General features: G+C 65.2%; 27 protein-coding genes. 6 read left to right on the plus strand and 21 right to left on the minus strand.

All coding sequences use genetic code 11. The features are described 5' to 3' along the window. Nucleotides 1–106 precede the first annotated feature (106 nt). Nucleotides 107–2461: an ATP-dependent helicase gene (locus B3T77_RS13515; protein ID WP_409514534.1), complete on the plus strand. Its 2355-nt coding sequence runs from the start codon at nucleotides 107–109 to the stop codon at nucleotides 2459–2461. 33 nt (nucleotides 2462–2494) lie between these two features. Next, nucleotides 2495–2677 (plus strand): DUF3606 domain-containing protein, encoded by a 183-nt coding sequence (locus tag B3T77_RS13520; protein WP_292080221.1) that lies wholly within the window; start codon nucleotides 2495–2497, stop codon nucleotides 2675–2677. Between the two features lie 61 nt (nucleotides 2678–2738). On the opposite strand, the gene lpdA is transcribed toward B3T77_RS13520, so the two are convergent. The 14 genes from lpdA to lipA form a co-directional block, all read right to left on the minus strand. Then, entirely contained in the window at nucleotides 2739–4145 is a 1407-nt protein-coding gene (gene lpdA / locus B3T77_RS13525; protein ID WP_292080222.1) for a dihydrolipoyl dehydrogenase, read from the minus strand. Beyond that, nucleotides 4145–4624 (minus strand): glutathione peroxidase, encoded by a 480-nt coding sequence (locus tag B3T77_RS13530; protein WP_292080223.1) that lies wholly within the window; start codon nucleotides 4622–4624, stop codon nucleotides 4145–4147. Before B3T77_RS13530 ends, lpdA begins: the two co-directional genes overlap by 1 nt. A 15-nt stretch (nucleotides 4625–4639) precedes the next feature. Beyond that, a complete protein-coding gene (locus B3T77_RS13535) occupies nucleotides 4640–5938 on the minus strand; it encodes a pyruvate dehydrogenase complex dihydrolipoamide acetyltransferase (RefSeq protein WP_292080224.1) in 1299 nt (432 codons plus the stop codon). After that, the gene (locus B3T77_RS13540) at nucleotides 5938–6255 is read right to left on the minus strand and encodes a DUF5076 domain-containing protein (protein ID WP_045810788.1); all 318 of its coding nucleotides are present in this window, start codon (nucleotides 6253–6255) and stop codon (nucleotides 5938–5940) included. The genes B3T77_RS13535 and B3T77_RS13540 overlap by 1 nt, the downstream gene beginning before the upstream one ends. Continuing rightward, nucleotides 6252–7631: a pyruvate dehydrogenase complex E1 component subunit beta gene (locus tag B3T77_RS13545; protein ID WP_292080227.1), complete on the minus strand. Its 1380-nt coding sequence runs from the start codon at nucleotides 7629–7631 to the stop codon at nucleotides 6252–6254. Before B3T77_RS13545 ends, B3T77_RS13540 begins: the two co-directional genes overlap by 4 nt. Before the next feature lie 3 nt (nucleotides 7632–7634). Continuing rightward, a complete protein-coding gene (pdhA, locus tag B3T77_RS13550; RefSeq protein WP_039243674.1) occupies nucleotides 7635–8663 on the minus strand; it encodes a pyruvate dehydrogenase (acetyl-transferring) E1 component subunit alpha in 1029 nt (342 codons plus the stop codon). Nucleotides 8664–8797: 134 nt separating this feature from the next. Further along, nucleotides 8798–9097, minus strand: coding sequence for an FtsB family cell division protein (locus B3T77_RS13555; RefSeq protein WP_017504845.1), 300 nt, complete (start codon nucleotides 9095–9097; stop codon nucleotides 8798–8800). 138 nt (nucleotides 9098–9235) lie between these two features. After that, nucleotides 9236–10513, minus strand: a complete 1278-nt coding sequence (gene eno / locus B3T77_RS13560) for a phosphopyruvate hydratase (protein ID WP_039243670.1) — start codon at nucleotides 10511–10513, stop codon at nucleotides 9236–9238. Between the two features lie 89 nt (nucleotides 10514–10602). Beyond that, nucleotides 10603–11223 carry a hypothetical protein gene (locus tag B3T77_RS13565; RefSeq protein WP_292080228.1) on the minus strand — a complete coding sequence of 207 codons (621 nt, stop codon included), beginning with the start codon at nucleotides 11221–11223 and terminating at the stop codon, nucleotides 10603–10605. Nucleotides 11224–11332: 109 nt separating this feature from the next. Next, complete coding sequence (gene rpmF, locus B3T77_RS13570; RefSeq protein ID WP_026108365.1) at nucleotides 11333–11515, minus strand: 50S ribosomal protein L32; 183 nt, start codon at nucleotides 11513–11515, stop codon at nucleotides 11333–11335. A 133-nt stretch (nucleotides 11516–11648) separates the two neighbouring features. Beyond that, nucleotides 11649–12200: a sugar O-acetyltransferase gene (locus tag B3T77_RS13575; protein WP_039243667.1), complete on the minus strand. Its 552-nt coding sequence runs from the start codon at nucleotides 12198–12200 to the stop codon at nucleotides 11649–11651. Further along, on the minus strand, nucleotides 12197–13312 hold the full coding sequence (locus tag B3T77_RS13580) for an NAD(P)/FAD-dependent oxidoreductase (RefSeq protein ID WP_292080229.1): 1116 nt from the start codon (nucleotides 13310–13312) through the stop codon (nucleotides 12197–12199). Before B3T77_RS13580 ends, B3T77_RS13575 begins: the two co-directional genes overlap by 4 nt. Then, nucleotides 13309–13761, minus strand: a complete 453-nt coding sequence (locus tag B3T77_RS13585; protein WP_292080230.1) for a type II toxin-antitoxin system RatA family toxin — start codon at nucleotides 13759–13761, stop codon at nucleotides 13309–13311. Before B3T77_RS13585 ends, B3T77_RS13580 begins: the two co-directional genes overlap by 4 nt. A gap of 7 nt (nucleotides 13762–13768) precedes the next feature. Further along, nucleotides 13769–14731 (minus strand): lipoyl synthase, encoded by a 963-nt coding sequence (gene lipA / locus B3T77_RS13590; protein ID WP_066551415.1) that lies wholly within the window; start codon nucleotides 14729–14731, stop codon nucleotides 13769–13771. 183 nt (nucleotides 14732–14914) lie between these two features. Here lipA and B3T77_RS13595 point away from each other — a divergent pair, with 183 nt between their 5' ends. Then, complete coding sequence (locus B3T77_RS13595; RefSeq protein ID WP_292080231.1) at nucleotides 14915–16468, plus strand: AMP-binding protein; 1554 nt, start codon at nucleotides 14915–14917, stop codon at nucleotides 16466–16468. Here B3T77_RS13595 and ygiD read toward each other — a convergent pair whose 3' ends face one another. The 4 genes from ygiD to B3T77_RS13615 all read right to left on the minus strand — a co-directional run bounded on the left by ygiD (nucleotide 16469) and on the right by B3T77_RS13615 (nucleotide 19224). Continuing rightward, the gene (ygiD, locus tag B3T77_RS13600) at nucleotides 16469–17227 is read right to left on the minus strand and encodes a 4,5-DOPA dioxygenase extradiol (RefSeq protein ID WP_292080232.1); all 759 of its coding nucleotides are present in this window, start codon (nucleotides 17225–17227) and stop codon (nucleotides 16469–16471) included. 4 nt (nucleotides 17228–17231) lie between these two features. Beyond that, the gene (wrbA, locus tag B3T77_RS13605) at nucleotides 17232–17834 is read right to left on the minus strand and encodes an NAD(P)H:quinone oxidoreductase (protein WP_292080233.1); all 603 of its coding nucleotides are present in this window, start codon (nucleotides 17832–17834) and stop codon (nucleotides 17232–17234) included. Nucleotides 17835–17932: 98 nt separating this feature from the next. Next, nucleotides 17933–18391, minus strand: a complete 459-nt coding sequence (locus B3T77_RS13610; RefSeq protein WP_292080234.1) for a hypothetical protein — start codon at nucleotides 18389–18391, stop codon at nucleotides 17933–17935. Continuing rightward, nucleotides 18367–19224 (minus strand): D-alanyl-D-alanine carboxypeptidase family protein, encoded by an 858-nt coding sequence (locus tag B3T77_RS13615; RefSeq protein WP_292080235.1) that lies wholly within the window; start codon nucleotides 19222–19224, stop codon nucleotides 18367–18369. Before B3T77_RS13615 ends, B3T77_RS13610 begins: the two co-directional genes overlap by 25 nt. A 105-nt stretch (nucleotides 19225–19329) precedes the next feature. Here B3T77_RS13615 and B3T77_RS13620 point away from each other — a divergent pair, with 105 nt between their 5' ends. Genes B3T77_RS13620 through B3T77_RS13630 form a run of 3 tightly spaced genes read left to right on the plus strand, consistent with a single transcriptional unit; the run spans nucleotide 19330 to nucleotide 22149 of the window. Continuing rightward, nucleotides 19330–20691 carry an MFS transporter gene (locus B3T77_RS13620; protein ID WP_292080236.1) on the plus strand — a complete coding sequence of 454 codons (1362 nt, stop codon included), beginning with the start codon at nucleotides 19330–19332 and terminating at the stop codon, nucleotides 20689–20691. After that, nucleotides 20688–21482: a nucleoside triphosphate pyrophosphohydrolase gene (mazG, locus tag B3T77_RS13625; protein ID WP_292080237.1), complete on the plus strand. Its 795-nt coding sequence runs from the start codon at nucleotides 20688–20690 to the stop codon at nucleotides 21480–21482. Before B3T77_RS13620 ends, mazG begins: the two co-directional genes overlap by 4 nt. Before the next feature lie 10 nt (nucleotides 21483–21492). Next, nucleotides 21493–22149: an HAD family hydrolase gene (locus B3T77_RS13630; protein ID WP_292080238.1), complete on the plus strand. Its 657-nt coding sequence runs from the start codon at nucleotides 21493–21495 to the stop codon at nucleotides 22147–22149. A 3-nt stretch (nucleotides 22150–22152) separates the two neighbouring features. On the opposite strand, the gene B3T77_RS13635 is transcribed toward B3T77_RS13630, so the two are convergent. The 3 genes from B3T77_RS13635 to hfq are packed head-to-tail and all read right to left on the minus strand — an operon-like array spanning nucleotide 22153 to nucleotide 25356. Continuing rightward, a complete protein-coding gene (locus tag B3T77_RS13635; RefSeq protein ID WP_292080239.1) occupies nucleotides 22153–23790 on the minus strand; it encodes a Na+/H+ antiporter in 1638 nt (545 codons plus the stop codon). A gap of 6 nt (nucleotides 23791–23796) precedes the next feature. After that, nucleotides 23797–25110, minus strand: coding sequence for a GTPase HflX (hflX, locus tag B3T77_RS13640; RefSeq protein WP_039243657.1), 1314 nt, complete (start codon nucleotides 25108–25110; stop codon nucleotides 23797–23799). Then, nucleotides 25111–25356 carry an RNA chaperone Hfq gene (gene hfq, locus B3T77_RS13645; protein ID WP_003164861.1) on the minus strand — a complete coding sequence of 82 codons (246 nt, stop codon included), beginning with the start codon at nucleotides 25354–25356 and terminating at the stop codon, nucleotides 25111–25113. Nucleotides 25357–25418 lie beyond the last annotated feature (62 nt).

Below are 25418 nucleotides of genomic sequence, written 5' to 3' on the forward strand. Positions count from 1 at the left end.
TCGATCCGCCGGGTTCCGAGGTTTCATTGTGGCGGCGGCCCTGACATTGCCGCGCGGTCCCCTTATGTTCCGGTTTCGAATCTGACTGACGGATGTTTCTGCGCCTGTGACCGATCTTCCCGCCCCCCGTATTTCCGACCTGGCGCGAGCCCGCGCGCCCGAGGGCGAGGCGTCGAACGACTATCTGAAAGGGCTGAACCCGGAGCAGCGCGAGGCGGTCGAGACGACCGAGGGGCCGGTTCTGGTTTTGGCGGGCGCCGGCACGGGAAAGACCCGCGTGCTGACAACACGGCTGGCGCACATTCTGGCGACGGGCCGGGCCAAGCCGTGGGAGCTGCTGGCTGTCACCTTCACCAACAAGGCCGCGCGCGAAATGCGCGAGCGGATCACCCATCTGATCGGCCCGTCCGCCGAAGGGCTGCGCTGGCTGGGCACCTTCCACTCCATCGCCGCCCAGATCTTGCGTCGCCACGCCGAACTTGTCGGCCTGAAATCCAGCTTCACCATCCTGGACACCGACGACCAGGAACGGGTGCTGAAACAGCTGCTGGAAGCGGCTAATATCGACACCAAACGCTGGACGCCCAAGTCGCTGTCCGGCCTGATCGATCACTGGAAGAACCGCGGCTGGACACCGGACAAGCTGCCGTCCGGCGAGGACTTCGCCAACGGCAAGGGTCAGGGTCTGTACGCCGCCTATCAGGCGCGCTTGCGCAGCCTGAACGCCTGCGACTTCGGCGATCTGCTGCTGCATAACATCACCATCCTGTCGCAGCATGCGGACCTTGCTGAGGAATATCGCCGTCGCTTCCGCTACATCCTGGTGGACGAATACCAAGACACCAACGTCGCCCAGTATCTGTGGCTGCGGCTGCTGACGGCCTCGACCGGCAACGTCTGCTGCGTCGGCGACGATGATCAGTCGATCTACGGCTGGCGCGGGGCCGAGGTGGACAACATCCTGCGCTTCGAGCGCGACTTCCCCGGCGCCAAGATCGTCAAGCTGGAGCGAAACTATCGCTCGACCAGTCATATCCTGGGCGCGGCGTCCGGCCTGATCGCCGCCAATCGCGATCGTCTGGGCAAGACCCTGTGGACCGAAGACGACAGCGGCGACAAGGTGCGGGTGCGCGGCGTCTGGGACGGCGAGGCCGAGGCCCGGCTGATCGCCGACGAGATCGAGACCGCGCGGCGTCCCCACGCCGGCGAACCCGGCCTGAAATACAAGGACATGGCCATACTGGTTCGCGCCTCGTTCCAGATGCGCGCCTTCGAGGAACGGCTGGTCATGCTAGCCATCCCCTATACCGTCATCGGCGGGCCGCGCTTCTTCGAGCGCGCCGAGATCCGAGACGCCCACGCCTATCTGCGCCTGATCCTGTCGGAAGACGATGACCTCGCCTTCGAGCGGATCGTCAATGTGCCCAAGCGCGGCATCGGCGACACCAGCGTGCAGAAAATCCTGCAACTGGCGCGCCAGCACGACCTGTCGGCCCTCACAGCCGTGCGGGGCCTGATCAATACCGACGAGCTTCAGGCTCGCACTCGCACCGCCCTGTCCAACTTCGTGCGCGACATCGACCGCTGGCGCCAACTGTCCGAGACCACGCCCCACTGGCAGGTTATGGAGACGGTGCTGGAGGAGAGCGGCTATACCGACATGCAAAAGGCCGACCGCACCAGCGGCCAGACCCGCCTGGAGAACCTGAAGGAACTGACCCAGTCGATGCAGCAGTTCGAGACGCTGCAAGCCTATCTGGAGCACGTCTCTCTGGTCATGGATCTGGAGCGCGCGACTAGCGACGATCCCAATGGCGACGGGGCGGTGCAGATCATGACCCTGCACGGCGCCAAGGGGCTGGAGTTCCCGCTGGTCTTCCTGCCGGGCTGGGAGGAAGGCGTCTTCCCCAGCCAGCGCAGCATCGACGAAAAGGGCGAGAAAGGCCTCGAGGAGGAACGTCGCCTGGCCTACGTCGGCGTCACCCGCGCCAAGCAGGACGCCCGCATCTCCTTCGCCGCCAACCGGTTGGTCTATGGACGCTGGACCTCCCAACTGCCCAGCCGCTTCGTTGACGAACTGCCCATCGCCCACGTCGATCCCCAATCCGACACCGGCTACTACGGCGCATCGACCGGCATGAAGGAGGCCAAAAGCCGCTGGGACGACACGCCTTCTTTCGGCAGCGGTTATTCCTCCCCCGGCTGGAAACGCGCCCAATCCTTCACCGCCGCCCAGACCCCGGCCAAGACTCCCGCGCGCAAGGCCGTCATCGAAGGCGACGGCCGACTGATCGCCACCGCCGATCCCAAATCCAGCTCAGGCTGGAAAAAGGGCGAACGCGTCTTTCACCAGAAGTTCGGCTACGGAAACGTGCGCGTCATCGAAGGCAACAAACTGCTGGTCGAGTTTGAAAAGGCCGGGGAGAAGCGCGTCATCGACAGCTTTGTCGAGAAGGCCTAACCCGGCGCTTTAAGGCAACGAACGGAGCCGACCATGGCGGGCCTCAAGGACAAGCGCGGCTTCATCGACAAGGATCGGATCGACCCGACCGAGCGTCAGTCGGTCGAATACTGGATGAAGCGCTGGGGCGTGACCAAGGACCAGATCACCGCCGCCCACCGCAAGGTCGGCCGCATGACCAAGGATATCGCAGCGGAATTGGGCAAGAAGCGCTGACGCCGCCTTCCTGAAACGAGAAACGGCCCCGGAGCACTCCGAGGCCGTTTCCGTCTCTGGCTTAGATGTGGATCACACGCCCATAGGCGTCCAGCGCCGCCTCGTGCATGGCCTCCGACATGGTCGGGTGCGGATAGACGATCCCGTGGATGTCTTCTTCCGTCGCCTCCATCGTGATGGCGGTGACATAGCCCTGGATCATTTCGGTGACCTCGTGGCCGATCATGTGGGCGCCGATCAGGGCGCCGGTCTTGGCGTCGAAGATCACCTTGACGAAGCCGTCGGTGTCGCCGGAAGCGATCGCCTTGCCGTTCACGCGGAACGGGAAGCGGCCAATCTTGACGTCGCGCTTCTCGGCGCGTGCAGCCTGTTCGGTGACACCGACCGAGGCGACCTGCGGCTGGGCATAGGTGCAGCCGGCGATGGGCGAATGGACGTTGGGCGTCTTGTAGCCGGCGATGTGTTCGGCCGCGTGAATGCCTTCGTGCGACGCCTTGTGCGCCAGCCAGGGCGCGCCGGCGCAGTCGCCGATGGCGTACAGCCCCTTGACGTTGGTCTGGCAGTGGCCGTCGATCTTGACGTGGCCGCGGTCCATTTCCAGACCCAGTTCTTCCAGGCCGATGCCGTCGGTGTTGGCGGTGATGCCCACGGCGGAGATGCAGACCTCGGCCTCCAAGGTCTCGGCCTTGCCGCCGATCTCAACGGCGACCTTCACGCCCTTGGCGTCCTTGCTCACCTTGGTGACCTTGGCGCCCAGCTTGAACTTCATGCCGCGCCTTTCGAACGACTTCTGGGCAGCCTTGGAGACCTCTTCGTCCTCGACCGGCATGATGCGATCCACGGCTTCGACCACGGTCACGTCACAGCCTAGGGCGCGATAGAAGCTGCCGAACTCGATCCCGATGGCTCCCGAACCGATCACGACAATCGACTTGGGCATGAATTTCGGCGCCATGGCCTCGCGATAGGCCCAGATGCGATCACCGTCGGCTTCCAGCCCGATCTGCGGCAGGGCGCGAGCGCGGGCGCCGACGGCCAGCATGACGGACTTGGCCTCCAGAGCGCGCGAGCCGCCCGCTTTCAGAGCAACGACGACCTTGGGCGCGGCGGCCCCCTTTTCCAGCTTGGCCGACCCCTCGATCACCTCGATCTTGTTCTTCTTCATCAGGAAGCCGACGCCCTGATTCAGCTGTTTGGCCACGCCGCGCGAGCGCTGGATGATGGCGTCGAAGTCGAACGACGCGCCGGACGCCGACAGGCCGTACTCCTTCAGGTGGCTCAGGCTCTCGAACTTCTCGCCCGACTTCAGCAGGGCCTTGGTGGGGATGCAGCCCCAGTTCAGGCAGATGCCGCCCAGGTTCTCGCGCTCCACGATGGCGACCTTCAGGCCCAACTGGCTGGCGCGAATGGCCGCGACATAACCGCCGGGGCCCGAGCCGATGACGACGAGATCGAATTCAGCAGCCATTAGATCAACTTCTCGATGTCGGCCTTGATGGCCTCGGGTTCAGTCTGCGGGGCGTAGCGGGCGACCACCCTGCCCTCGCGGTCGGTCAGGAACTTGGTGAAATTCCACTTGATGGCTTTGGAGCCCAGGAAGCCGCGCTTCTGTTCGGTCAACCAGTCATAAAGCGGATGTCGGTTCGGTCCGTTGACCTCCACCTTGTCGAACAGGGGAAAGGTCACTTCGAAACTGGTGGCGCAGAAGGCGGCGATTTCCGCCGCCTTGCCCGGCTCCTGCTCGCCGAACTGGTTGCAGGGAAAGCCCAACACCTCGAACGGCTGATCGGCGAACGCCCGGTGCAGCTTTTCCAGACCGTCGTATTGGCCGGTGAAGCCGCACCTGGACGCCGTATTGACGATCAGCAACGCCTGACCGCGAAAGCGATCGAGCGAAACGTCCGTGCCGTCGATGGCGCGGGCGGAGAAGTCATAGACCGAGGTCATGACCTCACCCTCCCCTTAGGCCAGCATCGCGACGGGATCTTCGATCAGCGGCTTGAACGCTTGCAGGAAGCGGGCGCCGGTCGCCCCGTCCACAACGCGGTGATCGCACGTCAGCGTCACGGTCATGACGGTGGCCGGCACGACCTGGCCGTTCTTGACGACCGCGCGCTGTTCGCCCGCGCCCACGCTCATGATGCAGCCCTGCGGCTCATTGATGATCGAGGTGAACTGCTTGATGCCGAACATCCCCAGGTTGGACACCGAGAAGGTGCCGCCCTGGAACTCTTCGGGCTTCAGCTTGCGGTCGCGGGCGCGCTTGGCCAGGTCCTTGGACTCGGTCGCGATCTGCGCCAGCCCCTTGGTTTCGGCCTTCTTGATGATCGGGGTGATCAGGCCGCCGTCGATCGCCACCGCCATGGAGACATCGGCGTTGTGGTGCATGGCGATGCCTTCGGGCGTGTAGGAAGCGTTCGCCTCCGGCACCATCTTCAACGCCAGGGCGGCGGCCTTGATGACGAAGTCGTTGACCGAAACCTTGATCCCTTGCGGCTCCAGCATCTTGTTGACCTTGGCGCGCACGGCCATCAGCTGGTCGATTTCGCAATCGATGAACAGCGGGAAGTGAGGCACATTCTGGACGCTGTCGACCATGCGACGCGCAACGGCCTTCTTCATGCCGTCCAGCGGGATCAGGTCATAGCTGCCGTCCGGAATGCCCATTTGCGCCAGCGACTGCGCCTTGCGTGGCTCGGCTGCGGTCGTGGCGGGCGACGCCAGTGCGGCCGCAGGTTGAGCCGAGGCCTTGCCGGCGGCCTCGACGTCGCGCTTGACGATGCGACCATGCGGACCGGTACCCTTGATCGACTTCAGATCGACGCCGTTCTGCGCGGCGATGCGTCGAGCGAGCGGCGACGAGAAGATGCGATCTCCGCTGTCCGACTTCGGCGCGGCGGGCGCCGGAGCGGCAGCCGTGGCGGCCTTAGGCGCCTCGGCAGCAGCGGGAGCGGGCTCGGCCTTGGGCGCTTCTTCGGTCTTGGCGGCGGGTTTTTCAGCCGGCTTGGGCGCGGCCGCGCCGCCCTCGTCCTTCAGGCGGGCGATGGGCGTATTGACCTTCACGCCTTCCGTGCCTTCAGCGACCAGGATGTCGGTGACTTCGCCCTCATCCACGGCCTCGACTTCCATCGTCGCCTTGTCGGTTTCGATCTCGGCGATCACGTCGCCGGCGGAGACGACGTCTCCGACCTTGACGTGCCACTTGGCCAGAACGCCCTCCTCCATCGTCGGAGACAGGGCCGGCATCAGGATGTCGGTCATCAGGCGTTCCCCCCGGTTGGCGTAATCGGTTCGGCGACAGTGCGGACGTCATTCGCCTTCACCACTTCGCTAAGACCTTCGAGGATGCGGTGGTAGGCCGCAGTTTCATCGTGTTGATGCCGCACGGCATAACCATGCGCCATGTGTCGAGCCGCGTAGGCCAGCAGCCGACCGAACTGTATGGGATCGTTGAAGGCCGGTTTGACGGACATCACCGGCTCGTCCTTCGACCACCACATCCGAAGGACTTCGATGGCCTTGGGGTCAGCAGCGACGCTGTCTGGCGTCGTCAGCATGAACTCCGATGCCTCGGTCATGCCATCACCTGCTTCACGGCCGCGACGATCTTGTCCACGCCTGGCAGCGACAACACTTCCAGATTGGCGGCGTAGGGCAGCGGCACGTCTTCCTGGTGCACGCGCAGCGGCGGGGCGTCCAGATAATCGAAGGCGTGCTCGGTGACGCGGGCCACGACCTCGGCGCCGACGCCCATCGGACCCCAGCCCTCTTCGGCAGAGACCAGGCGGTTCGTCTTCTTGACGCTCTCGACGATGGTCTCGTGATCCAGCGGACGCAGGGTGCGCAAATCGATCACCTCGGCCTCGATGCCCTCCTCGGCCAGCTTCTCGGCGGCCTGCAGGGCGAAGCCGACCATGCGGCTGTGGGCGGTGATGGTGACGTCCTTGCCTTCGCGACGGACCTTGGCCTTGCCGATCGGCAGGACATAGTCCTCGACCTCCGGCACGTCGAACTCCAGGCCGTACATCATCTCGTGTTCGAGGAAGACGACCGGGTTCGGGTCACGGATGGCGGCTTTCAGCAGGCCTTTGGCGTCGGCCGCGTCATAGGGCGCGATGACTTTCAGACCCGGCACCTGCGCATACCAGGCCGAGTAGTCCTGGCTGTGCTGGGCGCCGACGCGCGAAGCAGCGCCGTTCGGCCCGCGGAACACGATTGGCGCGCGGATCTGACCGCCCGACATATAGAGCGTCTTGGCGGCCGAGTTGATGATGTGGTCGATTGCCTGCATGGCGAAGTTGAACGTCATGAACTCGACGATCGGCTTCAGGCCCGACATGGCGGCGCCGACGCCCAGGCCGGCAAAGCCGTGCTCGGTGATCGGGGTATCGACGACGCGCTGGTCGCCGAACTCCTGCAGCAGGTCCCGGCTGACCTTGTAGGCGCCCTGATACTGGGCGACTTCCTCGCCGATCAGGAAGACGCGGTCATCGCGACGCATCTCTTCGGCCATGGCGTCACGCAAGGCGTCGCGCACGGTCGTCTTGACCAGTTTGGCGTCAGCCGGGATTTCCGGGTCCCGCAGTTCGACCTTGGGCGTCGCCGTCTGAGCCGGGGCCTTTTCCGGATCGCCGGTCTTGCCCTCGGCCGTAGCATTGGGCGTCTCGGCTTCGCCTTTTGCGGATTCAGCCTTGGGTGCAGGCGCCGCTGCGCCATCTTCGCCGGCCAGACGCGCGATCGGCGTGTTGACCTTCACGTTCTCGGAGCCTTCGGCGACCAGGATTTCCAGCACTTCGCCTTCATCCACGGCCTCGACTTCCATCGTCGCCTTGTCGGTTTCGATCTCGGCGATCACCTGGCCGGCCGACACGGTGTCGCCCGCCTTGATATGCCATTTGGTCAGCGTGCCCTCTTCCATCGTGGGGGACAGCGCCGGCATCAGAATGTCGGTCACGGATCAGGCCTCCACGTAGACGTCGGTATAGAGCTCGGACGGATCGGGTTCCGGGCTCTCTTGGGCGAATTGAACAGCTTCGGCGACGATCGCCTTGATCTCGTTGTCGATGGCCTTGAGCTCGTCCTCGGTCGCATTGGCGGCCGACAGCAGCGTCTTCAGGTGATCGATCGGGTCGCGGGTCTTCTTGACCTCGTCGACCTCTTCCTTGGTCCGGTATTTGGCCGGGTCGGACATCGAGTGACCGCGATAGCGGTAGGTCTTCACTTCCAGAATGAAGGGACCGCCGCCTTCGCGAGCGCGCTTGACCGCACGGGCCGTCGCGTCGCGCACGGCCAGCACGTCCATGCCGTCAACCTGCTCGCCCGGAATACCGAAGCTGGCGCCGCGCTGATACAGTTCGGTCGTCGAGGACGAGCGTTCGATGCTCGTGCCCATGGCGTACTGGTTGTTCTCGATAATGTAGATGGCCGGCAGCTTCCACAGCTGCGCCATGTTGAAGCTTTCGTACACCTGCCCTTGGTTCGAGGCGCCGTCGCCGAAATAGACGAAGGCCACCGAATCGTCGCCGCGATACTTGCCGGCGAAGGCTAAACCGGTGCCCAGCGCCACTTGGGCGCCGACGATGCCGTGACCGCCATAGAAGCCGGTCGGCACGTCGAACATGTGCATCGATCCGCCCTTGCCCTTTGACGAACCGCCGCTGCGGCCGGTCAGCTCGGCCATGACTTCCTTGGGATCCATGCCGGCGGCCAGCATATGGCCGTGGTCGCGATATCCGGTGATGATCTTATCGTGGCCCTGTTTGACGCTCTCCTGAACGCCGACCGCCACGGCCTCTTGGCCGATATACAGGTGGCAGAAGCCGCCGATCAGACCCATGCCGTAGAGCTGGCCCGCACGCTCTTCGAAGCGGCGGATCAGAACCATCTCGCGATAGAAGCGCAGAAGGTCTTCCTTGGACGCCGTCGGCGTGTTGGGCAGTTTGTCAGGCGTGGTCGTCTGAGCGGATTTGGCTGGGGCTTTCGCCATCCGGTATCTCCCGGCTAGGCGCCGAGAACCGACGCCTTCTTATCGTTACGGAAAGGGGCTTTAGCAGCCTTCCTTCCGGTAACGCAAAGGGGTGCGGGTCGCCCTGTAACAATAGTTCAAGTGGTGAAGGGCGCTCAGCCTTGGGCGGCAGGGGCCGAGACGCGGATCACATAGTCGCGCGGGTCGGAGAAACCCAGGACGGCGCGCGCGCGCTCTTCCAGAAGGTCGCGAGACAGACTGTCGGTGCGAAGATAGCGAACCCGCGTCTCAAGGTCGCGGCGTTGCTCGGTCAGATGCGCCAGCTGGTCCTCGCGCTGCCCAAGCAGGGCGTCGCGAGATGATCCGCTCAGCAGTCCGCGCTCGCCCGTCAGCGCCTGCACCCCGAGATAGGCGAGAAGCAGCAACAGGGCGAGGGACAGGCGGTAAGGTTTCATCCGTTCGGGCACTTGAGACGCTCCTTCTGAGCGCGAAAACACAGTTCAGAAACCGTGCCCGAAAATGCCTAACGAAATGTAGCTTGACCGTAAGATTATCGGCGGAAAACACTGATTCTCCGCCGACAATTCCGTTTCCTATTTCAGCAGCATGCCGTCGCCGAAATAAACGCCCTGGTCGCCCAGCATTTCCTCGATGCGAAGCAACTGGTTGTACTTCGCCACCCGGTCGGAGCGGGCCAGCGAGCCTGTCTTGATCTGCCCGCAGTTGGTCGCCACGGCCAGGTCGGCGATGGTGTAGTCCTCGGTCTCGCCCGACCGGTGGCTCATCACGGCGGTATAGCCTGCTCGGTGGGCCATATCGACGGCATCCAAGGTTTCCGACAGGGTGCCGATCTGGTTGACCTTGATCAGGATCGAGTTCGCTAGACCTTCGCCGATACCGGCGGCCAGACGCGCCGGATTGGTCACAAACAGATCGTCGCCGACCAGTTGGACCCGGTCGCCCAGGCGCTCGGTCAGCAGGCGCCAGCCGTCGAAGTCATCCTCGGCCATGCCATCCTCGATCGACACGATCGGGAAGCGTTCGCACAAGTCGACCAAGTAGGCGGCCATGCCTTCGGAATCGACGGTCTTGCCCTCGCCGGCCATGACGTATTTGCCGTCCTTAAAGAACTCGGTCGAGGCGACGTCGAGGCCCAGGTGGAAATCCTCGCCCGCGAGGTAGCCCGCCGCCTGGCCCGCCTTGGTGATGAAGCTCAGCGCCTCATCGGCCGAGGCCAGATTGGGCGCAAAGCCGCCCTCGTCCCCGACGTTGGTGTTGTGCCCGGCGTCCTTCAGTTGCTTCTTCAGGGCGTGGAAGATTTCGGCCCCCATACGCACGGCGTCCGAAAAGGTCTCAGCGCCGGTGGGCAGGATCATGAACTCTTGGATGTCGATCGGATTGTCGGCGTGGGCGCCGCCGTTGATGATGTTCATCATCGGGGTCGGCAGGACGCGGGCCGAGACGCCGCCCAGATAGCGATACAGTTCCTGATTGGCCGACAGGGCGCTGGCCTTGGCGACCGCCAGAGATACGCCCAGGATCGCATTGGCGCCCAGACGGCCCTTGTTGGGCGTGCCGTCCAACTCGATCATCGCCTCGTCGATCCGGCGCTGCTGCTCGGCGTCCATGCCGGACAGGGCGTCGAAGATCTCGCCGTTGACTGCGTCGACCGCCTTCTGGACGCCCTTGCCGCCCCACATGTCCTTGTCGCCGTCACGTAGCTCGACCGCTTCGTGCGCGCCCGTAGACGCGCCGGACGGCACGGCGGCGCGGCCGAACGAACCGTCTTCCAGCGTGACATCGACCTCGACCGTCGGATTGCCCCGGCTGTCGAGGATCTGGCGGGCGACGATGTCGGCGATGTCGGTCATGGCTCGGCTCTTTGGCTCAAGGGGCAAGGGAGGTCCGACGGTTTAGCCGCCTCCCCGCCAAACGCCAATGCCGACATCGTCGCCGGGCGTCAGGAACAGCCTTCGACCAATTGAATGGAGGGATCGCCAGCGTGGACCATCATCACCTTGCCGTCGTTGCCGATCTCATATCGAACGCCGCGCGCCGACGGATCGGTGACATAGGTCGTCGATCCGCCCTTCGACCAGACGAACAGATCCTCGGCCGGCGCCTCCTGGTATTTGTGCGGCTGGGCGAAGACGGCGCCGCCATAGGCTTGCTTGATCGCCATGGCCGTATCGCCCACCCCGAATCCACGATCGGTCTTCGTCGTCGCACCGCGCGCCAGGGTGATTCGCGTCAGCACGCCGTTCTGGATCATCACCTGCACATCGGCGGGCGCCTTCGCGGGATGGAACTGGTCACAGACTTCGGGCTCGGCGCCGCCGACGGCGTTCGGTTGAGAGTCCTCGCCCCAGACCTTCACCAGCTCGGCGCGCGTCATGCCGATTCGCACCGGGCCCAGACCTTCGGCCGTCAGAGCATTCGGATCGGCTGCGGATGTCGCGGGCGTCTCGTTCGCCGAAGCAACCGGTGTGGCGGCGGGCTCCGAGACGCGCTCCTCCGGGCGATTGCAGGCGGCGAGGGTCAGCAGCACGCAGGCGCTTACGGCGGTGAAACGAATCATCATGCGGCGTCTCCAATGGAAGCTTCACCGCATTGAACGCACGAAAACGGCGCGCGGGTCACCGCGCGCCGTCTAAATCGTCATCCGACTGAAGTCGGGGTCGCCTGAAAGACTAGTCTTCCTTGGGCGTGATGACCTGGCGACCGCGGTAGGTGCCGGTCTTCAGGTCGATGTGGTGCGGGCGCTTCAGCTCGCCGGTGTCCTTGTCCTCGACGTAGACGTTCGAGGTCAGGGCGTCGTGGGCGCGGCGCATGTTGCGACGCGAGGGAGATACTTTGCGCTTCGGAACGGCCATGTCCGTCTCAATCTTCTAAGTCGGGCGCCGCCCAGAGCCGAGCTCCGTCTAGCGCGAAAACAATAGCGGCGGCCCTCAAGACCGCCACGCGAGGCGCGGCTTATGCATGAACCGCGCGACGATTTCAAGGCGTTTAAGCAGGCGTCAGACGCCGGACGATCTTCGCAGGATTGCCGACCACCACCACGTCGGACGGCACGTCCTTCGTCACGACCGATCCCGCGCCGATCACTGAACGATCGCCGATGGTGACGCCCGCCAGAACGATCGCGCCGCCGCCGATCCAGACGTCGTCCCCGATGACGATCGGCCGCGCCGTCTCCTCGCCCCGGCGGGCGACCGCGTCCAGCGGATGTTCCGGCGTCAGCAATTGTACGCCTGGCCCGGCCTGGAAGTTGTCGCCGATACGGATCTCGGCGCAGTCCAGGAACACGCAGTTGGCGTTTGCAAAGGCCCGCGCGCCCAAATGGATGTTGACGCCATAATCGCAGAAGAAGCCCGGCATGATGATCGCCTTGCCGTCGGCCGCATTGACCAGTTCGTTGACCAGGGCGCCGCGCCGGTCTCGATCCGGCTCAGCGTTGATGGCGACGGTCAGGGCCACGGCGCGGGCGCGACCATCGCGCAGATCGGGATCGCCCGGATCGTAAGGCAAGCCCGCCAGCATCTTCTCGCGTTCGGTCACGCATCCTCCGTCAGAGCGTCAGCGACCGCTTCGCCGATGGCCAGCGAACTGGTCAGGCCCGGGCTTTCGATGCCGAACAGGGCCATCAGACCATTGATGCCGTGATGTTCGCGGCCATGAAGCTGAAAGTCCGGTTGCGGCTCGCCCGGCCCATGCAGTTTGGGCCGAATGCCGGCGTAGTCCGGCGTCAGGGCGCCGTCGGGCAGACCCGGCCAGAAACGACGAATGTAGGTGGCGAACTCTTCGGCCTTGGCAGGATCAACCGAGTAATCCTCGGTTTCGACAAAGGCCAGATCGGGGCCGAACACGGCCTGACCACCCAGATCTTTGCGATAGTGGGTGCCCAGCGCGCCGGGGATGGGCGGCGGATAGATCAGGCGGTCGAACGGCGCCTTGCTTGTCAGCCGGAAATAGACGCCCTTGCCGAAATGCCCGGCGGGAATGTCTCCGTGTGGATAGCCTTCGATCGACGCCGCCACAGCCTGGGCCGACAGTCCGGGCGCGGTGACCAAAAGGCGGCTCGTGACCTGCATCGCCCCCTCCCCGCCGACACGGATCGTGAAGCCGCCGCCCGTCAGGGGCTCTGCGCCCTCAAACGGCGCCGAGACCACGACCGATCCGCCCGCATCCTCGATCTCGCCCTGCAGAGCCAGCATATAGCCGTGGCTGTCGAACAGGCCGCTCTCGGGCGACAGGATGGCGGCGTGGGCGTTCAGCTCCGGCTCCAGCGCCCGCGCCTGGGCGCCGGTCAGATGCGCCAGCCCCTCGACGCCATTCGCCGTCGCCTGTTCGAAGATGGCCTCGATGCGCTCGACCTCGGCCTCTTGCGTCGCCACAACCAGCTTGCCGCATTTCCAGTGGTTGATCTTGCGGCTGGCCAGGAAGTCGTAGAGCGCGCGGCGTCCCTCGACGCAGAAGCGGGCTTTCAGTGAACCGGTCGGATAATAGAGCCCGCCGTGAATGACCTCGGAATTGCGGGAGGAGACGCCCTGGCCGATGTGGGCTTCCTTCTCCAACACCAGCACCGTCAGGCCCCGTTTCGACAGCGCCCGTCCGCAGGCCAGGCCCACAGCCCCGGCGCCCACGACGGTCGCGTCGAAATCGAAACTCATCGGACGCCGTATCTCCGTTTCGCCTCGGCCTCGAAACAGCCGATCAGCTTTTCCACCGCACGGTCGAAGTTGGCCGATAGCATCATGTCCAGCATCCGGGATTTGAAGGCGAAGTCGATCATGAACTCCAGCCGCGTGCCGTCCGGATGGGGAAAGAACTCCCAACGGTTCTTCAGGTGCTTGAACGGTCCGCGCAACAGGCCGACCTCGACCTTGGACGCATTACGATCATGCCGGACCCAGGTGGAGAACCGCTCCTTCAGGAAGGAAAAGCCCACGCTGGCCTCCGCGTCCTTCAGGCTGACGCCCTCGCCTTCCTCGCGCGCGTTCCAGACGCGCATCGACGTCACCCACGGCACGAAGTCGGGATAGGCGCGCACGTCGGCGACCAGATCGGCAAGCTGTTCGGGCGCATAGGGAAGAATGCGCGTGACGCGGTGGACGGCCATGCGGGACTTAGCGGCGCAGCTGCGCCTCGCGCGCCGCCTTCAGCCGGGCGAAGTCGTCGCCGGCGTGGTGCGACGAACGCGTCAGCGGGCTGGACGACACCATCAGGAAGCCCTTGGCCCGGGCGATCGCCTCATAGGCCTTGAACTCTTCCGGCGTGACGAAGCGGTCGATCGCGGCATGTTTGCGCGTCGGCTGCAGGTACTGGCCGATGGTGATGAAGTCGACGCCGGCGGACCGCATGTCGTCCATCACCTGCATGACCTCTTCCTTGGTCTCGCCCAGGCCGACCATGATGCCGGACTTGGTGAACTGGTTCGGGTCCCGCTCCTTGACCATCTGCAACAGGCGCAGGCTGTGGAAGTAGCGCGCGCCGGGCCGGATCTTCAGATACAGGCGCGGCACGGTCTCCAAATTGTGATTGAAGACGTCGGGTCTGGCATCGATCATCACGGCGGCCGCCCCATCCTTTCGCAGGAAGTCAGGCGTCAGGATCTCGATGGTGGTGTCCGGCGCCTGGATGCGGATCTGGCGCACCACCTCGGCGAAGTGGGCTGCGCCGCCGTCGGCCACATCGTCGCGATCGACCGAGGTGATGACGACGTGGTTCAGACCCATCTGCTGGACGGCCAGGCCCACCTTGCCCGGCTCTTCCGGGTCCAGCGGCTGAGGCAAGCCCGTCTTGACGTTGCAGAAGGCGCAGGCCCGCGTGCAGGTGTCGCCCATGATCATCAGGGTGGCGTGTTTCTGGCTCCAGCACTCGCCGATGTTCGGGCAGGCCGCCTCTTCACACACCGTCACCAGCCCCTTGGAACGAACGATCTCCTTGGTGGCGTTGTATTGCCCAGAGCCCGGCGCCTTGACCCGCAGCCAGTCGGGCTTTTTCAGAACGACCGACTCGGGCCGGTTCTGCTTTTCGGGGTGGCGCAGCTCGGACGGCTTGCGCTGAAGGGTGTCGATCAGGGTGACCATGGCCGGTATTTCGGACTTTGAGGCCGTTTAGGCAAGGCACACCGGGTAACAGACTTGCCGCAGGCATGATCGCGCATCGGAACTCACGCGACGTTACGCATCTTTTCAAGATGACGCGGCGTCATTAATGACAGTCGCCCGAACAACAGAGAGGGCCGCCCGCGTCCTCCGTAGGAGACGCGCTTGCGCCAGGCCTTGGATCCCTCGCTTTACGACTCGACCCTGATCGACGCCCTGATCGATGCGCGGTCGCGGTTCGGCGACAAGGAAATCCTTGAGGATCAGGACCGGCATCCGCTGACCTACACCGGCTTAATCCGCGCCGCCTTCGTCCTGGGCCGCAAGATCGCCAACATGACCGATAAGGGCGAGCGGGTCGCCATCCTGCTGCCGTCGTCCATGGGCGTCGTTGTCACCTTCTTCGGTCTGCACGCCCACGGTCGTGTGCCGGTGATGCTGAACTTCACCGCTGGCGAGGCCAATCTGAAAGCGGCGATCAAGGCCTCGGGCGTCAAGAAGGTGCTGACCGCCAAACGCTTCATCGACCAGGCCAAGCTGGACGACCTGATCGTCGAACTGAAGACGGTGGCCGAGGTCGTCTGGCTGGACGACGTGCGCAAGACCATCGGTCTGGCCGACAAGCTCTACGGCCTCGCCGCCGGCGCGGCGCCCAAGCGGTTCCGCGTGAAGACGGATCCCGATGCGCCGGGCGTCGTCCTGTTCACCTCCGGCAGCTTCGGCACGCCAAAGGGCGTCGTGCTGAGCCAGAAGAACCTCGTCGCCAATGCGCGTCAGGTGGCGGCCCACATCGACCTGCTGCCCGAATGGGTGATGTTCAATCCCCTGCCGACCTTCCACTGTTTCGGCCTGACCGGCGGGGTCATCCTGCCGCTGCTGCAAGGGTTGAAGGCCTTCCAGTATCCGTCGCCGCTGCACGCCAAACAGATCACCGACCTGCTGCCCCAGGTGAACGCATCGATCCTGTTCGCGACCGACACCTTCCTGAACCAGTACGGCCGCGTCGCCGAACCGAACGACTTCTCGACGCTGAAGTTCGTGGTCGCCGGCGCCGAGAAGGTGCGCGAGGAGACCCGTACCCTGTTCAACACCAAGTTCGGCGGCGTCGAACTGCTGGAAGGCTACGGCGCAACCGAGGCCTCGCCCGTCATCGCCGTCAACCATCCTGACCGCAACGCCCCCGGCACGGTCGGTCAGGTGCTGCCCGGCATCGACTGGAAGCTGGAGCCGGTCGAGGGCATCGACGCAGGCGGTCGCCTGATGCTGCGCGGGCCCAATGTCATGAGCGGCTATGTCACCTCGGCCGAGCCCCTGCAGTGGGATCCGATCGGCGACGACTGGCTGGACACCGGCGACATCGTCGATGTGACGGACGACGGCTATGTCACCATCCGCGGCCGCGCCAAGCGCTTCGCCAAGATCGGCGGCGAGATGGTCTCGCTGACCGCCGTCGAAGGGATCGCTGGCGCCGTCTGGCCTGATCAGCGCCACGCCGTGGTGTCGATTCCGGACAGCCGCAAGGGCGAGAAGCTGGTGCTCGTCACTGACCACGCAGACGCTGAAGTCGCGCCCCTGGCTGAATGGGCGCGAACCAACGGTGCGCCCGAACTGATCGTGCCGAAAAAGATCGTCAAGGTCGCCGAGGTCCCCGTCCTGGGCACCGGCAAGACCGATTACGTGTCGATCCAGAAGATGGTCGAGGCCGAGAAGGCGGCCTGATCAGCCGATCCGGACGCCCGTCATCGAGATCGAGCCGCCGTCGATGCGGTCGTTGAAGAAGCTGACCGCCTCGCCCGGCTCCTGCTGGGCGGCGATATAAAGCACAGGCAGGAAATGTTCGTCGGTCGGCACGCTCAGTTGCGCGTCCTCCGCCAGACCCACCCAGTCGATCAGCGCATCATGGTCGCCCCGTTCGAACGCCGTCTTCACCGCCTCGTTGAAGCCGGTCGCCCAGGCATAGGGCTCTGCGCCGTCCTCGCGTTTCCACGTCCGCAGATTGTGGACGAAATCGCCCGAGCCGGCGATGACGATCCCCTCGTCGCGCAGCGGCTTCAGCGCCTTGGCCAGGTCGTAATGCTGACGCGCCGTCAGCTCGCGGTTCAGCGACAACTGCACCACAGGCACGTCCGCTTCGGGCCACACATGGCACAGCACCGACCAGGTCCCGTGATCCAGGCCCCACGCTTGCGTCTGGACGGCCCCGGTCAGCGCCGACACCCGCGCCGCCAAGGCGGGCGACCCGGGCGCCGGATACTGCATCTCATGAAGTTCGCGCGGGAAGTTGCCGAAGTCATGGATGGTTTCGGGCTTCTCCTGCGCGGTGACGCCCAGCCCGCGCGTCTCCCAGTGGGCAGAGATCATCACCACACCCTTGGGCTTGCCGATCGCTTCGCCCAGCGCACGCCAGGCGGCCCCATAGGGACCGCCAAGCGCGTTCATGGGCGAACCGTGGCCGAAGAAGACGGCGGGCTGGCGCATCGGATCAGCCGTGCAGCTTCTTGGCCAGCTCGGCGATATGCTTGCCCTGGAACCGGGCGCCGTCCAGCTCAACGTCGCTGGGCTGACGCGAGCCGTCGCCGCCCGTGATCGTCGATGCGCCATAGGGCGAACCGCCGTGGATGGCGTCCAGCGTCATCTGTCCCTGGAAGGAATAGGGCAGACCCACAACCGGCATGCCGTGGTGCATGAAGAAGTTGTGCAGGCCTTGGAACGTCGTCTCCTGACCGCCGTGCTGTGTCGCCGTCGCGGTGAACGCGCCGCCCACTTTGCCGATCAGGGCGCCCGAGAACCACAGGCCGCCGGCCTGATCCAGGAAGGCGCGCATCTGCGATGCGGCCGATCCGAAGCGGGTGCCGGCGCCGATGATGATGGCGTCATAGTCTTTCAGATCATCGATCTTGGCGATCGGCGCCTTCTGATCGAGCTTGTAGTGCGAGGCCTTGGCCAGCTCTTCCGGCACCGTTTCCGGCACGCGCTTGATGTCCACGATTGCGCCTTCGACCTCGCGCGCGCCTTCGGCGACCGCCTCGGCCATGGTTTCCAGGTGACCATAGGTCGAATGATAGAGGACGAGGATTTTCGGCATCGAGGAGGCTCCGTTGAATGACAAGGGTCGTTATTCGCAACAACGACCGTTGCTAACCTGGCGCGCTGCCAGCGGTTCCGCAAGTCCCCGAAATCAAATCAAGTCTCGAAGGGACAAACGGTCTCGTAAAAGGTCTTGTCGCCCGGCGTGGGGCGACCGCGGCGACAATGGAAACGATGCTCCATCACCATCGCCTGCTGCTCGATGTTCAACGCGTCCCACCGGCAGGTCGGTTCCACGCGGTAGGCGTAGGAGGCGGAGGTGTCCCCAGCTTTCAGCTTTGCGAACAGCAGATTGACGCCCTGCTGGGCCTGCCAGACGTGCGTCAGTTCATGGATCAGGACGCCCTGCATGCGAACAGGCGCTGCCGCGAAGTCGGAGGCGAGCTGCGCTTGCGGCCACACGATCCAGTCTCGCCCGAACCAGCGTCCGGCCACAAAGGCGCGGCGGAACGGCCAACCGATCAAACGGACGGGCGCCAAGTCGATCGCGGCGCCGAACGCCTCTCGCGCCAGCGCTTTCTCAGCTTCGGTCAGGGCGCGAACGAAGGATCCCAAGGCTTCACATACTCCCAGTGCCACGGCTCATAGACATAGGGCACAAAGCCGAAACGCCCAGCGTTCGTCACCAGCCAGCGATAGGTCGCCGACCGCGCCATATATTCGCGACTGGCCGGGGTGGTGGAATCGACACCCAGACCCGGCGCCTGGCCGACGTAAAGATCGACCGCCGTGCCCGTCCGATGCGGTGAACAGACGGCACGACGCAGGCCGTCGCAGTTGCCCTGCTGCGCACAGCGCGCCGCGTCCGCCTCGGGATCGCGGAAGCCGGAGAAGATCTGCAGCAGTTCGGGATCGCCCCCCACCTCCGGAACTTCAGCCCGCGCGGCCGCGACCAGCCGGCGATAGGCGTCCAGCACGTCGCGGCGCAGCAGACGTGTCAGACGGTCTGCATGCTCCTCGGACGCGACCAGATAGCCCAGTTGATTGATCGGCGGCGGCTCGGGACAGGCTCCCCCGACGCGTGCCATGACGAACGGCCGCCGCTCCTGCCAAAGGCCGCGAAACACCTGGAATGTCGCCGCATCGAACAGGCCGGTCGGCGCCAGGCCGTGCGTCTGCTGAAACCCCGCCAGTTGTGACGCGAAGATCGGCGTGCCGGGTCCGCAGGTCGTATGCAGTTCGCGCTGGATCAGCGGCAGATAGGCCTGCCACCCCCACTCCGCCGCCCCGAACGGCGCCCATTCCATGCCGTAGGCCGACGCAGCGTTCGCCAGTCCCTGCGCCTGCCAGCCGTCGGCGTTGGTGTGACAGGGCCCGGCCGCACGCGCGCCGCCGGCAAACGTCAGAACGAAGCAAACGGACAGGAACGCAAAAAGGCTTCGCCACATGTCCCACAGGAAGCCCCAAGCCGGTCGATCTCACAAGTGCATGCGTCACCGATCGCTGGCATGGTGACGCGCGGCCGACTCGCGCCGCGCCTTTCGGACCGACGCATGTCCACCGCCGCGCCGACCGCACCCCGCCGTTCCAACGCCGTGCTCGCGGCCTTTTCCGGCCCGTGCCTGCCGCTGGCGGCCTTTGGCGTCGCCCTGCCCGTCACCCTGCCGGAATTCTACGCCACCTATGTAGGCCTGGAGCTGGGAGTCGTGGCGGCCGTCTTCATGGCCGTGCGCCTGATCGACATCGTCTTCGACCCCTTCATCGGCTGGGGCATGGACAAGACCAAGACGCGGTTCGGTCGCTATCGTCCGTGGATGGCGATTTCGACGCCGATCCTGATGCTGTCGGCCTTCATGATGTTCGTCGTGGTCCAACCGGGCGCCGGACCTGCCTATCTGTTCGGCTGGCTGCTGGTCCTCTATCTCGGCTTCTCAATCGGCACCCTGGGCCAACTCGGGTGGGCCGCCGTGCTTGCGCCGCAGTATGACCAGCGCAGCCGCGTCTATGGCTGGTGGCAGGTGTTCAACATCATCGGCGTGATCCTGATTCTGGTGCTGCCGACCGTGGTGGTTCAGACCGGCATCGGGAACTATGCCGACGGCGTGCGCATCATGGGCTGGGCCATCCTGATCGCCCTGCCCGTCACCATCGGTCTGGCCATGGTCGCCGTGCCCGAACCCGTCAATGCGGGCGATCAGCCGCATGGCGGCGCCAGCGCCTATCTGGGCCTGCTAAAGATGCCCACGGTCCGGAAGCTCTTGATCGCCGACCTGCTGCTGGGGGTCGCGCCAGGCATCACGGGTTCGCTGCTGTTCTTCTTCTTCGGACAGATCAAGGGTTACGACCACAGCCAGGCCGGCCTGTTCATGTTGTTCTATTTCGTCGCCGGTCTGTGCGGCGCGCCAATCTGGGCCTGGCTGGCCACGCGGATCGGCAAGGACAAGGCCCTGGCCGTCGCCAGCCTCATCTTCGCGGCCCTCTATATCGCCGCCACCCTGGTTCCCGGCGGCAACTTCATGCTGACGGCAGGCGCCATGTTCATCGCCGGTTTGCCCTATGCGGCCGGCCTGTTCCTGTTGCGCGCCATGATGGCGGATGCAGGCGACGAAGTGCGACTGGAGACCGGTGTGGACCGCACCGGACTGATGTTCTCCATCCTGTCCGCGACGACCAAGATCGGTCACGTGGTCGCGCTGATTCCCTATCTCATCCTGCAAGGCGTGGGCTTCAAGGCCGTGCCGGGGCCGACGGGCAACAGCGACTTTTCCCTGCTAACGCTCCAGATTCTGTTCATCCTGGTTCCGGGCCTGCTGCTGGCCGCCGCCGCCTGGGTGCTGAAGGGCTATCCCCTGACGCCGAAGCGGCACGATGAAATCCGCCTCGCCCTGGAAGCTCGTGACGGAGCCCGCCGTTGAGACCGATCGACCGTCTGCTCGGCGTCATGGAGCGGTTGCGCGATCCCGACGGCGGCTGCCCCTGGGACGTGGAGCAGACCTTCGCCACCATTGCCCCATATACGATCGAGGAGGCCTATGAGGTCGCCGACGCCATCGAGCGCAACGATCTGTGTGAGTTGAAGGGCGAGCTGGGGGACCTGCTGTTCCAGGTCGTCTTCCACGCCCGCATGGCTGAGGAACAAGGGCTGTTCGCTTTCGACGACGTGGTCACGGCCATCGCTGACAAGCTGAAGCGCCGCCACCCGCACGTTTTCGGCGACGAGGCGCAGCGCTCCTCGAAGGAGCAGACCGTTGCCTGGGAAACCATCAAGGCCGCCGAGCGCAAGGACCGCAAGAAGCCGGGCGTCCTGGACGATGTTCCGGTCGGCCTGCCCGCCCTGACCCGCGCCGCCAAGCTCACCAAGCGCGCCGGTCGCGTCGGCTTTGACTGGCCTTCCACCGACGAGGTGTTCGACAAGCTGGCCGAAGAGGTGGAGGAATTGCGTGTCGAGATCGCCGCCGGCGACAAGGCCAAGGCGCGCGAAGAGCTGGGCGATCTTCTGTTCGTCGTCGCCAACCTGGCGCGCAAGCTGGACGTCGAACCCGAAGACGCCCTGCGCGCGGCCAACGCGAAGTTCGTGCGTCGCTTCGGCTTCATCGAGGCCGAGCTGGCGAAGGACGGCCGTACGCCCGACCAATCGGACCTGGCCGAGATGGACCGCCTCTGGGACGCCGCAAAGGTCGCCGAAAAGGCCGCGCCTGAAGCCTGAGCGACCCCGCGTGACCTACGACCTGATCATTTTCGACTACGACGGCGTGGTCGCCGACAGCGAGGTGCTGAACAGCACCGTCATGGCCGAGCAACTGACCGCCATCGGTCTGCCGACCTCGCTCGACGACGTCTTGGCCGCCTATACCGGCAAGCGCTGGCGCGACAATCGGCCGGTCGTCGAGGCGGCCTTGGGTCGTGCCTGCCCTGACGACTTCCACACCACATGGTTTGCGACCTGTCGCCAGCGCGCGCCGCACCAGCTTGAGCCCGTGCCCGGTCTGCTGGACTTCGTCGCCGCCCGGACCGAACCTCGCTGCATCGCCTCGTCCAGCGGCCCCGACTGGATCGGCGTCGGCCTGAACCTATTCGGCCTGACGGATCATTTCGACGGCGCGGTCTTTACCGGCCTGGTGGTCGAGCGCGGAAAGCCCCACCCGGACATCTTCCTGCACGCCGCCCAGACGATGGGCGTCGATCCGTCCCGCGTCCTGGTGATCGAAGACAGCGAGGCGGGCGTCACGGCCGGCGTCGCGGCCGGTATGACGGTCGTGGGGCTGACGGCGGGCGGCCATGTTCGCGACGGCCATGCCGAGCGCCTGACGGCCCGCGGCGCCCACTGCATCGCCGACAGCTATGCGGCCGTCTCCGCCTTCATGGATCGCTGAGCCTCAGAGGTAGCGCAGTTCCTGTAGATCGACGTCACGGAACAGCTTCTTGGCCGTCACCTCATCCAGCTGACGCGCCCTCATCAATCGACGCAGCTCCTCGCGCTCGGCGGCCAAGCCGGCCAGCCAGAGACGACGCTCGATATCGTCCATCTTGCGCGTCAGCGCGGCGTCTTCCTCGTCCGTGCGGGTGTGGGTCTCGATCCGCTGGCGATAGGTCTCCATGATCCGGCCGGCGATGTCGGAATAGAGGTCGGGGTTGGGCTTGCCCTCCGCCATGGCGTGCGAGGCGTCCTCGATGGCACGCAGGGCGGCCGAAGCGGCCGCGACCCGGCCGCGATCCTCTTCCTGCTCGTGCGACGGCTCCGGCGGCAGTTCGACGTTCTTCAGGAGTCTAGGCAAGGCGAAGGTCGCCACCACCAGCGAAACCACGATCACACCCGCCGCCAGGAAGATCGCAAGGTTCCGCGACGGCATCGGCGATCCGTCGCCCAAGGCGAATGGAAGGGTCAGGATACCCGCCAGAGTGATCGCGCCCCGCACGCCCGCCAGAGACATCACCATGGTCAGCCGCAGACCGACCTTGGCCGGCGGCCCACGATGGCGGCGGCGAAACAGGGTCAGCTTCAGCGAGGTCCAAACCCAGACGAACCGCAGCGCCGCCAGGGTGGCGACAATGCCGAACACATAGACCGCCAGCCACCAGACCTCGGGCCGACTGGTGCCTGCCACCACCTCGGCCGCGCGCGACATGATCGAGGGCATCTGTTCGCCCAGGATGACGAAGATGATGCCGTTGGCCACAAACTGAACCGTGTCCCACACGACGCTGCGCCTGATCCGCGTCATCGCCATCGACTGGCCGGCGATGCCGCCGCGCTCGGTGAAACTCATCGTCACCCCGGCCGCCACCGCCGCCAGAATGCCGGACGCGTGCAATTCTTCCGCCACCAGATAGGCGGCGAACGGGATCAGCAGGCTGACCAGAATCTGCGCGCCCACGTCCTCGCCCCAGCGTCGGCTGACGAAGCTCTTGGCGTAGCTGATGGCCATAGTGACCAGAACGCCGACGGCGACCCCGACCAGAGCCAGCCAGGCGAACGTCCCCACCGCGTGGCCGATCGAAAACGCCCCAGTCGTCGCGGCGGCGACCGCGATCCGCATGCAGGTCAGGCCCGTCGCATCGTTCAACAGCGACTCGCCTTCCAGAATGTGCATCAGGCGCTTCGGGATCGGCGCTCGCGCCGCGATCGCCTGAACCGCGATGGGATCGGTCGGCGACAGGATGGCGGCCAGGGCGAAAGCCACCGGCAGCGGCATCTCCGGGATCATCCACCAGATCAGGAAACCCAGACCGACGACGGTGAACAGCACCAGCCCCAGCGCCAGCTCAAGGATCACCGCCCGGTCGCGAAACAGGTCTTCCTTGGGAATTCGCCAGCCGTCCAGAAACAGCAGCGGCGGCAAGAACAGAAGAAAGAAAATGTCGGGCTCAAGATCGACCGTCTTGCCCGTGATCAGCACGATGGCGGCGCCCAGCCCGATCTGAACCAAAGGCAAGGCGATGCGCGTAATCCGCGCGATCGAACCCGACACCACCACGGCCAACAGCAGAAGCAGGACGGTTTCGATCAGATGCATGAAAACTCAGTCGGTCAGGTCGGGATACAGGCGCTCGAATCGCCCGAGCGCGGCAGGGTGCAGCCGCACCGTGACGTGAGTACGGCCAAGCTCGTCCGCATCGCGAGCCGTGACCCGCCCATGTTCGTACAGCCACGCCAAGGCGTCGCCCTGATGCGGCTCGAGCGTCAGCTGCGTCTCGGGATCATCGTCGATCAGGCCGGCGATGATCTGGCGCAGAGGCTCGATCCCCTCCCCCGTCCAGGCTGAGACGGCGACCGCCTCACCGTCCTTCGCCAACCGTTCGGCCTGACCCAGCACGGTCTCGCGCGCCTCGTCGTCCAGCAGGTCGATCTTGTTCCAGACCTCCAGCACCCGGCGCGTCTTGCCCTCTGGCGTCTCGATCTGTTTCAGCACAGCCTCGACGTCCTTGGCCTGGGCCGCGCTGTCGGGCGAGGCGATGTCGCGGACATGCAGGATCAGATCGGCCTCGCCGACCTCCTCCAGCGTGGCGCGGAAACTCTCGACCAATTCATGCGGCAGGTCGGAGATGAAGCCGACCGTATCCGCCACAATAGCCGGTCGCCCTTGCGGCAGCCGGATGGTGCGCTGGGTCGTGTCCAGTGTGGCGAACAGCAGATCCTTGGCGAAGACCTCCGACCCCGTCAGCCGGTTGAACAGCGTCGACTTGCCGGCGTTGGTGTAGCCGACCAGGGCGATCGTCGGGAACGGCGCCTTCTGACGCTGTTTGCGGTGCAGGCCGCGCGTGCGTCGCACCTCTTCCAATTCGGACTTCAGCCTGACGATCCTGTCGGCGATCAGACGCCGGTCCAGCTCGATCTGGGTTTCGCCGGGCCCGCCGGTCGAACCGGTGCCGCCACGTTGCCGCTCAAGGTGGGTCCAGGTTCGCACCAGACGCGACCGCTCATAATCCAGCCGCGCCAGCTCGACCTGAAGCCGCCCCTCCTTGGTCCGCGCGCGACGTCCGAAGATCTCCAGGATCAGGCCGGTGCGGTCGATGACCTTCACCTCCCACGCCTTTTCCAGATTGCGCTGCTGCACCGGCGTCAGGGCGTCGTCGATGATGACAGCCTCGGCGTCTGCGGCGCGCACGAGCGCGGCCAGTTCCTCGACCTTGCCCGTGCCGAACAGTGTCGCAGGCGTGGTGCTGCGCAGCCGCACGATCTCTTCGGCGCGCACGTCGAGGTCCAGCGCGCGAGCAAGGCCCGCCGCCTCCTCAAGCCGTTCGCTCGCCAGCCGCGGACTGTCCGAGCGTCGGTCGGGGTGAATGACGACCGCCCGGATCAGCGGGACGGTGTGGTCGATCAGTTTTTGGGTCAATCAGTCTTCTTCGGCGTCGGGCTCGTACAGCTGCACGGGCGCGGACGGCATGATGGTTGAGATGGCGTGTTTGTACACCAGCTGGGACTGGCCATCGCGGCGCAGCAGGACACAGAAGTTGTCGAACCAGGTCACGATGCCCTGCAATTTGACCCCATTGACCAGGAAGATGGTCAGCGGCGTCTTGGTCTTGCGGACCGAGTTGAGGAAGGTGTCCTGAAGGTTCTGACGTTTGTCTTGCGACATGGCAGGTTTTTCCTGTTCTTCGTTGTTTGTCGCCGTGGGAGCGGCGGGGCCGATGCAGCCGA

The organism is Brevundimonas sp. UBA7838 (assembly GCF_002500885.1).
GTDB classification, from domain to species: Bacteria; Pseudomonadota; Alphaproteobacteria; order Caulobacterales; family Caulobacteraceae; genus Brevundimonas; species Brevundimonas vesicularis_C.

What these genes read in the sequence shown, in the direction of transcription:
- B3T77_RS13585 (WP_292080230.1), bottom strand. Translation starts at nt 13,761, where the DNA reads ATGGCCGTCCACCGCGTCACGCGCATTCTTCCCTATGCGCCCGAACAG.
- wrbA (WP_292080233.1), bottom strand. Translation starts at nt 17,834, where the DNA reads ATGCCGAAAATCCTCGTCCTCTATCATTCGACCTATGGTCACCTGGAA.
- B3T77_RS13565 (WP_292080228.1), bottom strand. Translation starts at nt 11,223, where the DNA reads ATGATGATTCGTTTCACCGCCGTAAGCGCCTGCGTGCTGCTGACCCTC.
- lpdA (WP_292080222.1), bottom strand. Translation starts at nt 4,145, where the DNA reads ATGGCTGCTGAATTCGATCTCGTCGTCATCGGCTCGGGCCCCGGCGGT.
- B3T77_RS13520 (WP_292080221.1), top strand. Translation starts at nt 2,495, where the DNA reads ATGGCGGGCCTCAAGGACAAGCGCGGCTTCATCGACAAGGATCGGATC.
- B3T77_RS13530 (WP_292080223.1), bottom strand. Translation starts at nt 4,624, where the DNA reads ATGACCTCGGTCTATGACTTCTCCGCCCGCGCCATCGACGGCACGGAC.
- ygiD (WP_292080232.1), bottom strand. Translation starts at nt 17,227, where the DNA reads ATGCGCCAGCCCGCCGTCTTCTTCGGCCACGGTTCGCCCATGAACGCG.
- eno (WP_039243670.1), bottom strand. Translation starts at nt 10,513, where the DNA reads ATGACCGACATCGCCGACATCGTCGCCCGCCAGATCCTCGACAGCCGG.
- B3T77_RS13555 (WP_017504845.1), bottom strand. Translation starts at nt 9,097, where the DNA reads ATGAAACCTTACCGCCTGTCCCTCGCCCTGTTGCTGCTTCTCGCCTAT.
- B3T77_RS13620 (WP_292080236.1), top strand. Translation starts at nt 19,330, where the DNA reads ATGTCCACCGCCGCGCCGACCGCACCCCGCCGTTCCAACGCCGTGCTC.
- B3T77_RS13635 (WP_292080239.1), bottom strand. Translation starts at nt 23,790, where the DNA reads ATGCATCTGATCGAAACCGTCCTGCTTCTGCTGTTGGCCGTGGTGGTG.
- B3T77_RS13615 (WP_292080235.1), bottom strand. Translation starts at nt 19,224, where the DNA reads ATGTGGCGAAGCCTTTTTGCGTTCCTGTCCGTTTGCTTCGTTCTGACG.
- rpmF (WP_026108365.1), bottom strand. Translation starts at nt 11,515, where the DNA reads ATGGCCGTTCCGAAGCGCAAAGTATCTCCCTCGCGTCGCAACATGCGC.
- B3T77_RS13540 (WP_045810788.1), bottom strand. Translation starts at nt 6,255, where the DNA reads ATGACCGAGGCATCGGAGTTCATGCTGACGACGCCAGACAGCGTCGCT.
- B3T77_RS13580 (WP_292080229.1), bottom strand. Translation starts at nt 13,312, where the DNA reads ATGAGTTTCGATTTCGACGCGACCGTCGTGGGCGCCGGGGCTGTGGGC.
- hfq (WP_003164861.1), bottom strand. Translation starts at nt 25,356, where the DNA reads ATGTCGCAAGACAAACGTCAGAACCTTCAGGACACCTTCCTCAACTCG.
- B3T77_RS13535 (WP_292080224.1), bottom strand. Translation starts at nt 5,938, where the DNA reads ATGACCGACATCCTGATGCCGGCCCTGTCTCCGACGATGGAGGAGGGC.
- pdhA (WP_039243674.1), bottom strand. Translation starts at nt 8,663, where the DNA reads ATGGCGAAAGCCCCAGCCAAATCCGCTCAGACGACCACGCCTGACAAA.
- lipA (WP_066551415.1), bottom strand. Translation starts at nt 14,731, where the DNA reads ATGGTCACCCTGATCGACACCCTTCAGCGCAAGCCGTCCGAGCTGCGC.